The sequence below is a fragment of the Variovorax sp. VNK109 genome (assembly GCF_049445855.1).
Classification (GTDB): Bacteria; Pseudomonadota; Gammaproteobacteria; order Burkholderiales; family Burkholderiaceae_C; genus JAGOCV01.
On sequence record NZ_JBMSDV010000004.1, the window covers coordinates 119,410 to 134,577 of the forward strand.

13 protein-coding genes are annotated in these 15,168 nt (G+C 66.4%); 8 read left to right on the forward strand and 5 right to left on the reverse strand.

The features are described from left to right. The first annotated feature begins 49 nt into the window (after window positions 1-49). From ACO2Q9_RS14950 to ACO2Q9_RS14975, 6 genes are all read left to right on the forward strand, one after another. Window positions 50-1,105 carry an SPFH domain-containing protein gene (locus ACO2Q9_RS14950; RefSeq protein WP_423312601.1) on the forward strand — a complete coding sequence of 352 codons (1,056 nt, stop codon included), beginning with the start codon at window positions 50-52 and terminating at the stop codon, window positions 1,103-1,105. Between the two features lie 20 nt (window positions 1,106-1,125). Further along, window positions 1,126-2,622 (forward strand): DUF4178 domain-containing protein, encoded by a 1,497-nt coding sequence (locus tag ACO2Q9_RS14955; RefSeq protein ID WP_423312602.1) that lies wholly within the window; start codon window positions 1,126-1,128, stop codon window positions 2,620-2,622. Between the two features lie 35 nt (window positions 2,623-2,657). After that, window positions 2,658-2,879: a DUF350 domain-containing protein gene (locus tag ACO2Q9_RS14960; RefSeq protein ID WP_423312603.1), complete on the forward strand. Its 222-nt coding sequence runs from the start codon at window positions 2,658-2,660 to the stop codon at window positions 2,877-2,879. Between the two features lie 57 nt (window positions 2,880-2,936). Then, the gene (locus ACO2Q9_RS14965; RefSeq protein WP_423312877.1) at window positions 2,937-4,463 is read left to right on the forward strand and encodes a polyamine aminopropyltransferase; all 1,527 of its coding nucleotides are present in this window, start codon (window positions 2,937-2,939) and stop codon (window positions 4,461-4,463) included. Between the two features lie 4 nt (window positions 4,464-4,467). After that, complete coding sequence (locus ACO2Q9_RS14970; protein WP_423312604.1) at window positions 4,468-6,072, forward strand: FAD-dependent oxidoreductase; 1,605 nt, start codon at window positions 4,468-4,470, stop codon at window positions 6,070-6,072. Window positions 6,073-6,169: 97 nt separating this feature from the next. Next, window positions 6,170-7,546 carry an esterase-like activity of phytase family protein gene (locus tag ACO2Q9_RS14975; protein ID WP_423312605.1) on the forward strand — a complete coding sequence of 459 codons (1,377 nt, stop codon included), beginning with the start codon at window positions 6,170-6,172 and terminating at the stop codon, window positions 7,544-7,546. A 63-nt stretch (window positions 7,547-7,609) separates the two neighbouring features. Here ACO2Q9_RS14975 and ACO2Q9_RS14980 read toward each other — a convergent pair whose 3' ends face one another. The 3 genes from ACO2Q9_RS14980 to speD are packed head-to-tail and all read right to left on the reverse strand — an operon-like array spanning window position 7,610 to window position 10,216. Continuing rightward, window positions 7,610-9,043: an aminopeptidase P N-terminal domain-containing protein gene (locus ACO2Q9_RS14980; RefSeq protein ID WP_423312606.1), complete on the reverse strand. Its 1,434-nt coding sequence runs from the start codon at window positions 9,041-9,043 to the stop codon at window positions 7,610-7,612. 16 nt (window positions 9,044-9,059) lie between these two features. Further along, the gene (locus ACO2Q9_RS14985) at window positions 9,060-9,824 is read right to left on the reverse strand and encodes a nucleotidyltransferase family protein (protein WP_423312607.1); all 765 of its coding nucleotides are present in this window, start codon (window positions 9,822-9,824) and stop codon (window positions 9,060-9,062) included. Next, the gene (speD, locus tag ACO2Q9_RS14990) at window positions 9,821-10,216 is read right to left on the reverse strand and encodes an adenosylmethionine decarboxylase (protein ID WP_423312608.1); all 396 of its coding nucleotides are present in this window, start codon (window positions 10,214-10,216) and stop codon (window positions 9,821-9,823) included. Before speD ends, ACO2Q9_RS14985 begins: the two co-directional genes overlap by 4 nt. A gap of 188 nt (window positions 10,217-10,404) precedes the next feature. Here speD and tkt point away from each other — a divergent pair, with 188 nt between their 5' ends. Together tkt and gap are read left to right on the forward strand one after the other, a co-directional pair. Beyond that, window positions 10,405-12,435 carry a transketolase gene (gene tkt, locus ACO2Q9_RS14995; RefSeq protein WP_423312609.1) on the forward strand — a complete coding sequence of 677 codons (2,031 nt, stop codon included), beginning with the start codon at window positions 10,405-10,407 and terminating at the stop codon, window positions 12,433-12,435. Window positions 12,436-12,478: 43 nt separating this feature from the next. Continuing rightward, window positions 12,479-13,480, forward strand: coding sequence for a type I glyceraldehyde-3-phosphate dehydrogenase (gene gap, locus ACO2Q9_RS15000; protein WP_423312610.1), 1,002 nt, complete (start codon window positions 12,479-12,481; stop codon window positions 13,478-13,480). A gap of 68 nt (window positions 13,481-13,548) precedes the next feature. Here the strand turns inward: gap and ACO2Q9_RS15005 are convergent, their stop codons facing one another. Both ACO2Q9_RS15005 and ACO2Q9_RS15010 read right to left on the reverse strand, forming a co-directional pair. Beyond that, on the reverse strand, window positions 13,549-14,025 hold the full coding sequence (locus ACO2Q9_RS15005) for an FKBP-type peptidyl-prolyl cis-trans isomerase (RefSeq protein ID WP_423312611.1): 477 nt from the start codon (window positions 14,023-14,025) through the stop codon (window positions 13,549-13,551). Then, complete coding sequence (locus ACO2Q9_RS15010) at window positions 14,022-15,107, reverse strand: pirin family protein (RefSeq protein ID WP_423312612.1); 1,086 nt, start codon at window positions 15,105-15,107, stop codon at window positions 14,022-14,024. Before ACO2Q9_RS15010 ends, ACO2Q9_RS15005 begins: the two co-directional genes overlap by 4 nt. Window positions 15,108-15,168 lie beyond the last annotated feature (61 nt).

Consider the following 15,168-nt stretch of genomic DNA (forward strand, 5'->3'; position numbering starts at 1 on the left):
TCCGGGGGGTATCATCATCCGCTCATATCAACCGGCGGAGGAACGAGCCATGGCGCTGATGGACTTCATCAAGAAACAGTTCATTGACATCATCCAGTGGACGGAGGACGGCGACGGCACGCTCGTCTGGCGCTTCCCCATGGCCGAGATGGAAATCCAGAACGGCGCCTCGCTCACCGTGCGCGAATCGCAGGTGGCCGTGTTCGTGAACGAAGGCAAGGTGGCCGACGTCTTCACGCCCGGCACCTACAAGCTGACCACGCAGACGCTGCCGATCCTCACGTACCTCAAGAACTGGGACAAGCTTTTCGAGTCGCCCTTCAAGAGCGATGTCTACTTCTTCAGCACGCGCCAGCAGGTCGACCAGAAATGGGGCACGCCCCAGCCCATCACCATCCGCGACAAGGACTTCGGCGCGGTGCGCCTGCGCGCCTTCGGCAACTACAGCTTCCGCGTCGCCGACGCCAAGCTGTTCCACACCGAGATTTCCGGCACGCGTGACGAATACACCGTGTCCGACCTCGACGGCCAGTTGCGCGGTCTGGTGCTGCAGAACATCAGCAACGCCATCGCCTCCAGCGGATTGCCGTTCCTCGACCTCGCGGCCAACCAGATCGCCTTCTCGCAGGCGCTGGCCACGCAATTGCAGCCCGAGTTCGCGAAGGTCGGCCTGAAGCTCGAAGGCCTCACGGTGCAGAGCGTGTCGCTGCCCGAGGAACTGCAGAAGATCCTCGACCAGAAGATCGGCATGGGCATGGTCGGCAACGACATGGGCAAGTTCATGCAATACCAGACGGCGCAGGCCATTCCGAAGTTCGCCGAAGGCGGCGGTGCGGGTGGCGGTGGTAGCGGCATCGCAGGCGACGCGATGGGCCTGGGCGCGGGCGTTGCGCTCGGCCAGGTGCTGGCGCAGAACCTGTCGCAGGGATTGCAGGGCGGAAGCGGTGCGGCAGGCGCTGCCGCTGCGGCCCAGGCCGCAGGGTCGGTCAAGCCCGAAGACGTGATGGCCACGCTCGAGAAACTCGGCGACCTCAAGTCCAAAGGCATCCTCACGCAGGAAGAGTTCGACGCCAAGAAGGCCGAACTGCTCAAGAAGCTCAGCTGAACTGACGGCGCGCGTCTTCAGTGGCTGAGCCGAGCCCCCAACGCGCATACCGGGCACCCTGCCCGGGCTGTGGCGCGCCGGTCGAGTTCCGCAGCGCGCAGTCCACGCACGCCATCTGCGCGTATTGCCAGTCCACCGTCGTGCGCGACGGCGACCGGCTCACGCGCATCGGCAAGATGGCCGATGTCTTTTCCGACTACAGCCCGCTGCAGCTCATGGCCAGCGGCAAGTGGAACGGCAAGGGCTTCACCATCGTCGGCCGCCTGCAATACAAGTACGGCGACACCACCTGGAGCGAATGGCGCGCCGCCTTCGACGACGGCAGCGCCGGCACGCTGAGCGAGGACAACGGGGCTTTCGTCTTCTCGACACCCGTCAACACGCAGCGCGAGATGCCGCCAGCCGAACGCTTCCGCGTCGGCTCGACGACGGCGATCAACGGCAAGCCCTACAGCGTGTCGTTCAACGAGCCCGTCGCGCTCGCTTCCGCGCAGGGCGAGCTCGGCCATCTGCCGCCGCTGGGCACCGCATTCCCGATGGTGGAGCTGCGCAGTTCCGACGGCGAAGTGCTCGGCATCGACTACGGCTCGACGCCACCCGCCATCGAGGCTGGCCGCGCGGTCATGCTCGACGAGCTTGCGCTCACGGGCTTGAAAGACGAATCGGCGCGTGACGACAAAGGCCGCAGCTTCACCTGCCCGCACTGCGGTGCGTCGGTGGACGTGAAGCTGGCCAACACGAAGAGCATCACCTGCCGTTCATGCAATTCGCTGATCGACCTGTCGCAGGGCATCGGCGGCGAGTTGCGTCACGCCGTGCAGGACGAGCCGGTGCAACTGCTCATCCCGCTGGGCACGTCAGGCCAGCTGCAGGGCACGGCCTGGCAGGTGGTGGGCTTCCAGCACCGCATGGGCGTGGAGCCCGGCGACGACGAGCATTTCGGCTGGAGCGAATACCTGCTGTTCAACCAGAAGCGCGGCTTCACCTTCCTGGTCGATGCCGAAGACGGCTGGAGTCTCGTGAAGCCGACCACCGGTGCGCCGATGATGGCGCCGGGCGGCCGCGCAGCCACGTACCTCGGTACGCGTTACCAGCTGCAGTACGCCTACAACGCCGAAACCGGCTACGTCGCGGGCGAGTTCTACTGGCCGGTCAGGCGCGGCCAGAAAAGCTTCAACCGCGACTTCGCGGCAGGCAGCAGCCTGCTGTCGATGGAGCAGACAGCCAACGAAGTGAGCTGGTCGTCCGGCAACCGGGTGGCGGGAGACACCGTGGCGCGCGCGTTCCGGCTCGACGGACGCAAGGAGCTCTTCAAGCGCGACGCCGGTGCGGTGAGCGCGGCCTCGGGCATGAGCATCCGCACCATCGTGATCATCGTCATTGTGATGCTGATCCTGCTCAGCATGTCGCGCAGTTGCTCCAGTTGCGACCCGCGCTACGAGAACTGCAGTTCCACCAGCTACCGCAGTTCGGGCGGTTCCTGGGGCGGCTTTTCCACCGGCGGCGGTCACAAGTAGCGCCGCGCCCAACTACCTTTGACATGGAGATCATCATGGGATTCGAATGGCTGAGACCAGGGGCATTCATCGGCTCCATCGTGTTCGCGCTGATCGGCGTGATCGTGTTCTGGCTGAGCTTCGTCATCATCGACAAGCTCACGCCCTACAACCTGTGGGAGGAGATCGTGGAGAAGCAGAACATGGCGCTCGGCCTTGTCGTGGCCTCCATGTCGCTGGGCATCTCGATCATCGTGGCTGCGGCCATCCACGGCTAGTCACAGGCCTTGGTGGCGCAGGACAAGCCCGACGCGGGCGCGGCTGACGCGCCCGCCATGCCCGCGCAACCGCTCGAAGTCGCGCTGCTGGCCAGCGTGTTCGTCGTCGCGGCGTGCGGCCTCGTCTATGAACTGGCCGCAGGTGCGCTCGCGTCCTATGTGCTGGGCGACTCGGTCCTCCAGTTCTCCACCATCATCGGCAGCTACCTCTTCGCCATGGGCATCGGCTCGTGGCTGTCGCGTTATTTCGAGCGGCAGTTGCCGGGGCACTTCCTGCGCATCGAGCTGATGGTCGCGCTGACGGGCGGGCTGCTGCCCATCGTGCTGTTCATCACCAGCGCATGGCTGCCGGGCGCATTCCGCTTCACGCTCTATGCGCTGGTGCTGCTGGTCGGCACGCTCGTCGGGCTGGAAATCCCGCTCGTCATGCGCATCCTGAAGCGCAACGTGGCGTTGCGCGACCTGGTGTCGCAGGTGCTCACCTTCGACTACCTCGGTGCGCTCGCGGTGTCGGTGGCGTTTCCGCTGGTGCTGGTGCCGCAGCTGGGGCTCATCCGCACCGGCCTGCTCTTCGGGTTGATGAACGCAGCCGTTGCCGTGTGGGCGCTGTGGATCTTCAGGCACGAGTTGCGGCGGATGACGGAGCACGTCGTGGCCTGTGTGGCCGTCATCGGCGTGCTCGGCGGCTGCTTCATCGCGGCGGACCAGGTGACCACGCTGGCGGAAGACAAGTTCTACCAGGACAAGGTGGTCGTGGCGGAGACCTCGCGCTGGCAGCGCATCGTGCTCACCAACGGGCCGACGGGGCATCGCCTCTTCCTCAACGGCAACCTGCAATTCGCCGAGCGCGACGAATACCGCTATCACGAAGCGCTGGTGCACCCGGCGATGGCCGCGTTCTCCGCGCAGGGCGCGCCGCGTAAGGTGGCCGTGCTCGGCGGCGGCGACGGCATGGCGGTGCGCGAGATCCTGAAGTACCCGGGCGTCGAATCGGTCACGCTGGTGGAGCTCGATCCGGCGATGACGCAGCTGTTTTCCACACACCCCATCCTGCGCAAACTCAACGGCGACGCGTTGCATTCGGGCAAGCTGAAGATCGTCAACACCGATGCGTTCAAGTGGCTCGAAGAAACGGACGAGAGCTTCGACGTGATCGTCGTGGACTTTCCGGACCCGACGAACTTTTCCATCGGCAAGCTCTACACCACGTCGTTCTACGCGCTGCTCGACCGTCGCCTGTCGGCCAGTGGCTATGCGGTGGTGCAGACGACGTCGCCACTCGTGGCGCGCCAGAGCTACTGGACGGTCGCTGCCACCATCGAAGCCGTCGGCCTGCGCACGGCGCCCTACCACGCGCATGTGCCAAGCTTCGGCGAATGGGGCTTCATCATCGCGAGCCGCCGGCCCTACGCGCTGCCGCTGAAGCTGCCCGAAGGCCTGCGCTTCCTGAGCCAGCAGTCGCTGCCGCTGCTGTTCGACTTTCCGCTGGACATGGCACGTGTTCCCGCTGAACCGAACCGGTTGTCCAACCAGTTGTTGGTCACCACGTACGAACGCGAGTGGGGCCAGGCCCTGCCGCGGTGATGCCGTGAAGACGGTGAAGCTCACACGCCGCGCAGCCATCGTTGCCGCAGCCGCCGTGCCGCTGTGGGGCTGCGGCCGGCCGCTGTCTGCGGTGGAGGGCGGCTTCTCGGGTGTTCAGGTGGAGCGTGGTCATCTGCTGCGCGACCCTTCGAAGGTTCTCCGGCAGACACCTGCGGTGACGCATCGCACGGGCGTGCTCATCGCCGGCGGTGGTGTGGCGGGACTCGCGGCGGCGCGTGCCCTGCGCCAACGTGGACAGGAAGACTTCGCCATCTTCGAGCTGGAAGATACGGCGGGCGGCAACAGCCGCGCCGCACGCGTCGGCGGCCTGCCCTGTCCCCTGGGCGCGCATTACCTGCCAGTGCCCGGCGACGACGCGCGCGAGGTGCAGGACCTGCTGGAAGAACTCGGCGTGCGCCAGCGCGTGGGCGGGCGCTGGACTTACGACGAGCGCATGCTCTGCCACAGCCCGCAGGAGCGTTTGTACTTTGAAGGCGAATGGCAGGAAGGCCTGTTGCCGGTGCAAGGCGTCAGCGACGCCACGCTCGCGCAATACCGCTTGTTCGCGGCCAGGGTGCGCGACGTGCAACGCAGCGCGCGCTTCACTGTGCCCGCCTTGCGCGTGCCGTTCACGCCTGCACATGCCGCGCTCGCCAGCCAGACATTCGTGGCATGGCTCGATGCGCAGGGCGTGCACGACACGCATCTGCGCTGGTACCTCGACTACTGCTGCCGCGACGATTTCGGCGCGGGCATCGGCGTGGTCTCCGCCTGGGCCGGGCTGCACTACTTTGCCAGCCGCCATGGCTTCCATGCGCCGGGCGATGCCGCTGATTTGCTGCATGCACACGACTCTGGCGAAAGCGCCGTGCTCACCTGGCCCGAGGGCAACGGCTGGCTCACGCAGCAGATGGCGCGACCGATCGGCGAGCGCATCAAGCCTGCGCGCACGGTCTTGCGCATCGCAGCAAGCCGGCATGGTGTGGAGGTCGATGCGTTCGACCACGCCGCGCAGCGCATCGAGCGCTGGCAGGCTGCGCGCTGCATCGTCGCGTTGCCGCTGCACGTCGCGGCACGCGTGGTGGAGAACGCGCCGCAAACGCTGCGCGACGCAAACGCCGCCACGCCGCACGCGTCGTGGCTCGTCGCAAACCTGCTGCTGCGCGAGCCGCTGCGCGACCGGCCCGGCGCACCGCCGAGCTGGGACAACGTGCTCTACGGCTCGGCCGGTCTCGGCTATGTCGATGCGCGCCACCAGTCGCTCGACCCGCGTCCCGGCCCGACGGTGCTGACCTGGTACCGCGCACTCGGCATCGCACCCGAGCTGCGGCGCGAACTGCTCATGAAGCCGTTCGAGGCCTGGCGCGACGAAATCATGGCGGAGCTGTCGGTCGTGCACCCCGACATCGCGGCCAAGGCCGCACGCATGGAGATCACGCGCTACGGCCACGCGATGGCCACGCCGGTGCCGCACCCGAGGCCGTGGCAGGCACCCGCCGTCGTGCGCGCGGACCGGCTGCTGTTCGCGCACAGCGACTGGTCGGGCTATTCGATCTTCGAGGAAGCGTTCACGCGCGGACATCTGGCCGGCGCGGCAGTGGCTGCATGACCCGCTGACACGCCGTTGTCACCGTCCGTTCATGCGCACGTCATCTGCGGTGGGCATCGTGCGGGTCTTCGTTCCCATCCACAAAGACTCACTCATCATGAATCGACACGCCCTCGCGGCGGTGGCATTCGCCGCCGCCACGCTCTGCTCGTTCAACGCCGCCGCACAGAACGCCTACCCGGCCACGCTCGCCGGTCACGCGCTGCTGCCCGCGCAGACCATGATCCCCGCACCCAAGGACGCGCCGGCCGACCTGCAGGTCAGCGGCAAGTTCACCACCGGCAAGCTGGTCGAGAAGATCGGCAGCGTCGAAGGCTTTTCGGGCGGGCGCCCCACCGGCATGTCGCTGCCGTTCAAGGGCCAGCCGATCCAGGGCCACTCCGGCATCAAGAAAATGCCCGACGGCACGTTCTGGATCCTCACCGACAACGGCGCCGGCTCCAAGGCCAACTCGCCCGACTTCGCGCTCTACCTGAACCACTACAAGGTGGATTTCAAGAGCGGCAAGTTCACGCGCCTGAAGACCGTGTTCCTGCACGACCCCGACAAGAAGGTGCCCTTCCGCGTGGTGCATGAAGGCACGAAGAAGCGCTACCTCACCGGCTCGGATTTCGACCTCGAAAGCTTCCAGTTCGCCGGCGGCTCCATCTGGATCGGCGAAGAATTCGGCCCCTACCTCATCAAGGCCGACATGAACGGCAAGGTGCAGGCCGTGTTCGAGACGCAGGTCGATGGCAAGGTCGTGCGCTCGCCCGATCATCCGGCGGTGACCACGCCCGGCGCGCCAGGCGGTGAAGTGAAGTTCCAGGTCCGCCGCTCCAAGGGCTATGAAGGCATGGCGGCGTCAAAAGACGGCAGCAAGCTGTATGCGCTGCTCGAAGGCGCGCTGTACGACGAAGCGGCCAAGGCCGCAGAAGCCATCGACGGCAAGCAATACCTGCGCGTGCTCGAGTTCGACGTGAAGTCCGAACAATGGACCGGCCGCCACTGGAAGTACGTGATGGAAGCCAACCACCACGCCATCGGCGACTTCAACATCGTGATTGACGACAAGAATCCGAATGACACGAGCGTCATGGGCCTCATCATCGAACGCGACAACGGCGAAGGCACGGCCGCGAAGGCTTGCCCGGAAGGCCAGAAGCGCACCGACTGCTTCCATGATCTCGCCAAGTTCAAGCGCATCTACAAGGTCGAGATGACCGACGCCAACGTGAACGGCCCGCTGCGCAAGATCGGCTACATCGACCTGATGAACATCCAGGACCCGGACAAGCTCGCGAAGAAGCCGCTGGACAACGGCGTGCTCACCTTCCCGTTCTTCACCATCGAGAACGTCGACGTCGTGGACGCCACGCACATCGTCGTCGGCAACGACAACAACCTGCCGTTCTCCTCCAGCCGCGATCCGAACAAGGCGGACGACAACGAACTCATCCTGCTCGAAGTGGGTGACTTCCTGCGCGCACGCTGATCTCCGGGGCGCACAGTAAAAAGGCCGGCGTATGCCGGCCTTTTCGTTGACGGCGCGACAAGCTCAGGCCATCAACGCCTCGATCTCCGCCGCCTTCACCGGCACGCCGCGCGTGATGAGTTCGCAGCCGGTCTCTGTGACGAGCGCATCGTCCTCGATGCGGATGCCGATGTTGTGGAACTTCTCGGGCACGCCGGGCGCGGGGCGCACGTAGATGCCGGGCTCGATGGTGAGGACCATGCCGGGCTTCAAGACGCGGCTGGGCCGGTCGCGGATGATTTCGTTGGAGAGCGGGTCGCGGCGTTCACTCACGGTGCCCATCTCGCTGGGTTCGATGTAGCTGCCGCAGTCGTGCACGTCCATGCCGAGCCAGTGGCCGGTGCGGTGCATGTAGAACTGGAAGTAGGCGCGCTTCTCGATCACATCGTCCACGGTGCCGACCTTCTTCTTGTCGAGCAGGCCGACGTCGAGCATGCCTTGCGCGAGCACGCGCACGGTGGCGTCGTGCGGGTCGACGAAGCGCGCGCCGGGCTTCGTGGCGGCGACGGCGGCGTCCTGGCTGGCGAGCACCAGGTCGTACAGCTCGCGTTGCGGGCCGCTGAACTTCCCGCTGGCGGGGAAGGTACGGGTGATGTCGCTGGCGTAGCCGTCGAGTTCACAGCCGGCATCGATGAGCACCAGGTCGCCCTTCTTCACCTGCGCGTCGGCGGCGCGGTAGTGCAGCACGCACGCGTTCGCGCCGGTGGCGACGATGGACGGGTACGCCGGGTATTGCGAGCCCCACATGCGGAATTCGTGCGACAGCTCGGCGTCGAGCGTGAATTCGCGCACGTCCTTGCCGGCGCGGATCATCTGCGAACAGGTCTGCATCGCACGCACGTGCGCCTGTGCGCTGATCTGCGCGGCGCGGCGCATGATGCCCTGCTCGTGCAGGTCCTTGATGAGGCGCATTTCGTCGAGCAGCGAGCACAGGTCGCGCTGCTGGTCCGCGCACACCGCGCCGAAGCGCACGCGCGCGCGCACCTTGGACAGCCAGCTGTCGATGCGCGTCTCCAGCCCTTCATGCGTGGCGAACGGATACCAGACGACGGTGCGGTTCTCCAGCAGCTTGGGCATCTTCGCGTCGAGCTCGGTCACGGGCGACGCGGCGTCCACGCCGAGCGCGGCAGGCGCGGCCTCGGGGCCGAGGCGGTAGCCGTCCCAGATCTCTCGCTCCAGGTCCTTGGGTGGGCAGAACAGCGCCGACAAACCTTCGCCCGTGATCACGAGCCACGAATTGGGCTCGGTGAAACCGGTCAGGTAATAGAAGTAGCTGTCGTGCCGGTACAGGAAGTCGCTGTCGCGGTTGCGCGGACGCTCGGGCGCGGTGGGGATGATGGCGATGCCGGTGGTGCCGAGCTTGGCGGCCAGGCGTGCGCGGCGGCGCGAGTAGACGGCCTTGTTGGCGATGGCGGTGGCAGCGGATGCGGCGGGAGCGGCGGGAGCGGTGGCGTTCATGGTCGGGTCAGCGTGGTTACGTCTGCGATGAATTCAATTCTTCCAGCCGGGCCGGCGTGCCCACATCAGTCCAGGCGCCGGTGTACAGCTCGGCGGAGATGTCCCCATTGTCCATGCCTGCGCGCAAAACGGGGGCCAGCTTTCCATGTATTCCCTGCGGGTTTCCCGGGGCAATGCCGGTGCGCGCCTCGGTGAAAAGCGCGGCGCGGAACAGGCCGATCGTGGAATAGGTGTAACGCGGGCCCGTTGCACCGGCCGGCAGGTTGAGCGCCCGCCCGTCGGCCGACAGCCCGAAATCGCCGTTCGGGTTGTGCGGCGGGTTCGGCACCAGCCAGAGGTGCGCGAGACGCCCGCTCGCGGCGAAGCGCGCCACGGCATCCTGCGTAAAACGGAAGCCGGGTGTGTAGACATCGCCCGCCATGACCCAGAAGACATCGCTGACCTCACCCAGCCACGGCAGCGCGCGCACGATGCCGCCCGACGTTTCCAGCGCACCGCCGAAATCGCGCCCCTCATGCGAATAGCGGATGTGCAGCGGCCGCACGTTGCCACCAGGCCAGTGCTCGCCGAAGCGTTCTGGAATCTGCTCGCCGAGCCAGGCGGTGTTGATCACCACGTCGTGGAAGCCACCCGTCTCCAGTGCTTCCAGATGCCACTGGATGAGCGGCTTGCCGCGCACATGCAGCAGCGGCTTGGGATGCACGTCGGTCAGCGGGCGCATGCGTTCGCCGCGTCCGGCGGCCAGGATCAGTGCCGCCGCATTTGTCGTCGGCGCCGTCATGGTGACGCCGCTGCCAGACCGATGGCGCCCCGTTCGATGGCTCGGCGCTCCACCTGAGCCGCGTCGAACAGCGCGAGCAGCGAGGCCATCAGCGCCTCGGCGCGCACCGAGTGGTCCGCGCCGTAGTTGCAGACGTACACATCCAGCGTGGCCGCGCCGATCTCGGGCCAGGTGTGCACGCAGAGGTGGCTCTCGGCGAGCAGGACCGTGGCGGTCACCCCGCCGGGTCCGCTGTCGCTGGCCGGGAAGGTGTGCGCCAGCTTCGCGACAGCGCTAAGCCCGGCCTGCATCACGGCGGCTTCGCAGCGTTCGGCCAGGCGGTCGGCATCGGTCAGCCAGAGCGGGTCACAACGACAGCCCATCAGGTCGGCGGTGAGGTGGAGGCCATGCATGCTCCGCACTGTAGTGCATGCCGGCGGCAGCGCCAGTGGCGGCGGCGGACCGGGGACGCCATCCCGCCGCGGCCCCGCCCCGCCTGCCCGCAGGGCGGATGGCCGCCCGGTAAAATGCCGGGTTTCCCCGCTGCGGCGTCTGCCGGAGCGGGCACCCACCTCCAGAACTCTCCGAAAGCCGCTTCCCGATGGCCAACACCCAAGCAATGGCGAACGCAATCCGCGCGCTCGCGATGGACGCCGTACAACAAGCCAACTCCGGCCACCCCGGCGCCCCGATGGGCATGGCCGACATGGCCGTCGCGCTGTGGAGCCGTCACCTGAGCCACAACCCGGCCAACCCGCAATGGGCCAACCGCGACCGCTTCGTGCTCTCCAACGGCCACGGCTCGATGCTGATCTACGCACTGCTGCACCTGACCGGCTACAAGCTGCCTATCGGCGAGCTGAAGAACTTCCGCCAGCTGCACAGCAAGACGGCCGGTCACCCCGAAGTGGGCATCACCCCCGGCGTCGAAACCACCACCGGTCCGCTGGGCCAGGGCATCACCAACGCGGTGGGCATGGCACTGGCCGAGAAGCTGCTGGCCGCCGAGTTCAACCGTGACGGCCACGCCATCGTCGACCACCACACCTATGTGTTCATGGGCGACGGCTGCCTGATGGAAGGGATCAGCCATGAAGCCGTGGCGCTGGCCGGTGCGTGGAAGCTCAACAAGCTCGTCGCGCTGTACGACGACAACGGCATTTCCATCGACGGGCAGGTCACGCCCTGGTTCATCGACAACACCGCGCAGCGCTTCACCGCCTGCGGCTGGAACGTCATCGGCCCCGTCGATGGCCACGACGTCGACGCCGTGGACCGCGCCATCGCCGACGCGAAGAACAGCGTGGACAAGCCCACGCTCGTGATCTGCAAGACGCACATCGGCAAAGGCAGCCCCAACCGCGCCAACACCGCCAAGGCCCACGGCGAGCCGCTGGGTGCCGACGAGATCAGGCTCACCCGCGAAGCGCTGGGCTGGAGCCACGCGCCGTTCGAAGTGCCGAAGGCCGTGTACGACGACTGGAGCGCCAAGGCCAAGGGCGCCGAGAGCGAGAAGTCGTGGGACGCGAAGTTCGCCGCCTACAAGACCGCCTTTCCCGAACTGGCACGCGAATTCACCCGCCGCATGAAGGGCGACCTGCCGAAGAACTTCTCGCAAGTGGCGGTGGACACCGTCATCGGCGCGCACACCAAGGCCGAGACCGTCGCATCGCGCAAGGCTTCGCAGCTCGCGCTCGAAGCATTCACCGCTGCGCTGCCCGAAATGCTGGGCGGCAGCGCCGACCTGACCGGCTCCAACCTCACCAACACCAAGAGCACGCCCAACCTTCGCTTCGACCAGGCGGGCGATGTGGTGCGCAACGCCGAGGGGCAAACCGGTCGCCACATCAACTACGGCGTGCGCGAATTCGGCATGGCCGCCATCATGAACGGCGTGGCGCTGCACGGCGGCTACATTCCCTACGGCGGCACCTTCCTCACGTTCAGCGACTACAGCCGCAACGCCATCCGCATGGCTGCGCTGATGAAGCAGCGCGTGGTGCACGTGTTCACGCACGACTCCATCGGCCTCGGCGAAGACGGCCCGACGCACCAGTCCATCGAGCACGCGGCCAGCCTGCGCCTGATCCCCGGCCTCGAAGTCTGGCGTCCGGCCGACACGGCTGAAACGGCGGTGGCCTGGGCCGTCGCGCTCGAGCACCGCAACAAGCCGACCGCGCTGCTGCTGTCGCGCCAGAACCTGCCCTACCTGCCCAAGAAGGACCTCGGCGACATCAGCCGTGGCGCCTACGTGCTGGCCGAGCCCGCCGAAGTGGGCCTGTCGAAGAAGGCGCAGGCCGTGATCATCGCCACCGGCTCGGAAGTGCATCTGGCGCTCAAGGCGCAGGCGCTGCTGGCCGAACGCAAGATCGCCGTGCGCGTGGTCTCCATGCCCAGCACGACCGCGTTCGACCGCCAGGACGTCGCCTACAAGAACGCCGTGCTGCCCCAGGGCCTGCCGCGCATCGCCGTGGAAATGGGCGTCACCGACGGCTGGTGGAAGTACGGCTGCGCCGCCGTCGTCGGCATCGACACCTACGGCGAATCGGCCCCGGCCCCGGTGCTGTTCAAGCACTTCGGCTTCACGCCCGAGAACGTGGCCGACACGGTGCAGGCCGCCCTGCGCAAGTGAATCGCACGCATCCAGTTTTCAACAATCCCAGGAGATTTCTGCAATGACCATCAAGATCGGCATCAACGGTTTCGGACGTATCGGACGCATGGTGTTCCGCGCTGCGGTGAAGAACTTCAAGGACATCGAAGTCGTCGGCATCAACGACCTGCTGGAGCCCGATTACCTGGCCTACATGCTCCAGTACGACTCGGTGCATGGCCGCTTCGACGGCAGTATTGCCGTCGAAGGCAACACGCTGGTGGTCAACGGGAAGAAGATCCGCCTCACCGCCGTGAAGGACCCGGCCGAACTCAAGTGGGGCGAGGTCGGTGCCGACATCGTCATCGAATCGACCGGCCTCTTCCTCACCAAGGAAACCGCCGCCAAGCACATCGCTGCCGGCGCGAAAAAGGTCATCATGTCCGCTCCGTCGAAGGACGACACGCCGATGTTCGTGTTCGGCGTGAACGACGACACCTACAAGGGCGAGGACATCATCTCCAACGCGTCCTGCACCACCAACTGCCTGGCTCCGCTGGCCAAGGTGCTGCATGACAAGTGGGGCATCAAGCGCGGCCTGATGACGACGGTGCACGCTGCCACTGCCACGCAGAAGACGGTGGACGGCCCGTCCAACAAGGACTGGCGCGGCGGCCGCGGCATCCTGGAAAACATCATCCCCTCCAGCACCGGCGCTGCCAAGGCCGTGGGCGTGGTGATCCCCTCGCTCAACAAGAAGCTGACTGGCATGAGCTTCCGCGTGCCGACCTCCGACGTGTCGGTGGTCGACCTGACGGCCGAGCTGGAGAAGCCTGCCACGTTTGACGAGATCAAGGCCGAGATGAAGGCTCAGTCCGAAGGCAAGCTCAAGGGCATCCTGGGCTACACCGAAGACAAGGTCGTCGCGACGGACTTCCGCGGCGATGCACGCACCTCGATCTTCGACGCCGAAGCCAGCATCGCGCTGGACGGTACGTTCATCAAGCTGGTGAGCTGGTACGACAATGAGTGGGGCTACTCGAACAAGTGCCTGGAGATGGTCCAGGTCGTGGCGAAGAAGTAATCGCCTCGCGGGGCACACCGCCAACAAAAAGGGCGCCGGGAGGCGCCCTTTTTCATGGTCACCACAGATCAGTGGTGGTGTCCATGCTCGCCATGCACATGGCCGTGAGAGATTTCCTCTTGCGATGCGGTGCGCACGTCCACCACCTTGAGCGTGAAGCGCAGCGCTTTGCCGGCCAGCGGATGGTTGCCGTCCAGATGCACTTCGGGGCCCTTGATCTTGACCACGTTGAACACGCGCGGTGAGCCGTCTTCGTTGCGGCCTTCGAGCTGGCCGCCAACCTTCACGCCGGGCGGGAATTCGCTTTTCGGGATCACGCGGATCAGGCTCTCGTCACGCTCGCCGAAGGCGTCTGCGGGTTCGAGCGCGAGCGTGGTCTGGAAGCCCTTCTCCTGGCCATCCAGCGCTTCCTCGATCTTGGGCAGCGTGTTTCCATAGCCGCCGTGCAGGTAGGCCATCGGTTCCTTCGTCTGTTCGATCAGCATGCCCTTGGCGTCAGCCACCTTGAATTGCAGGGTGACGACGGTGTCCTTGGTGATCTTCATGCGGTGCTTTCCTCTCTGTCTTCAGAACCCGCATTGTCGCCTGCGGGGCGTTCCTCGCGCCCGCCGGGGTGCACGGCAAAGCGCGCCGGGTCACGCCCGTGCGACGGGTCCTGCGCCGGCCACGGCCAGCCGCCGAACTCGGTGCGGCGGTAGTCCTGCATGGCCTGCTGGATTTCGGCCTGCGTGTTCATCACGAACGGGCCGTACTGCGCCACCGGCTCACCGATCGGGCGACCCTGCAGCAGCAGGAACTCGGTCTTGGTGTCGCCACCGGTGATCTGCACCTGCGCGTCGCCACGCAGCTGGATCGCCTTCGGGCCGTCGATGGCCTGCCCGGCGATGGTCGCCTTCGTGCCCTTGAAGAAGTACAGCACGCGTTGCGTGTCCGCGCCGGCGGCGGCCGGCAGCGTCCATGAAGCGCCGGCGTCCAGGCGCAGCGTCCAGATCGACACGTCGGCATCGGCCTGCGCGGCCCACGAATCCGGCGGCGGCGAAGGCGGTGCGTCGGTGTCGGCAAGCTTGCCGGCCACGACGGCGATCGTCGCCTTGCGGCCGCTGGCATCGGTCTCGACGCGGTGCGGAATCTCGTCGGCCCACAGCATGGTGAAGTGCGGCTCGGCCATCTTGCGCGCGGCCGGCAGGTTCAGCCAGATCTGGAACAGCTCGACCGGGTTCGGGCCGGCAGTGTCCAGCAGCGGGAACATTTCCGAGTGCACGATGCCTTTGCCGGCCGTTACCCACTGCACATCGCCACCGCCGAAGCGCGCCTTCGCGCCGAGTGAGTCGGAGTGGTCGATCAGGCCCTTGCGCACGATGGTCACCGTCTCGAAGCCGCGGTGCGGATGCGCTGGAAATCCCGGCACCGTGTCACCGTGGTACATGCTCCACCCATCCTTGCGACTGAAGTCCTGCCCGATGTCGCGACCCGCGAGCGAGGTCGCCGGCCCCATGTCGGCATTGGCAGTGGGGTAGGCATCGTCGTGGTACGCGCAGAACAGGAACGGATCGACCGTCTGCCACGGGAAGCCGAGTGGTACGACGGCGAGGATGGGACTGGTGGTGGGGTTGCTGGAATTGGACATGGGGCGTTTTCTCCTGGCCAGATAGGTGAGGGTAATGCTCCGGAGTTTCAACCGTGGGGTG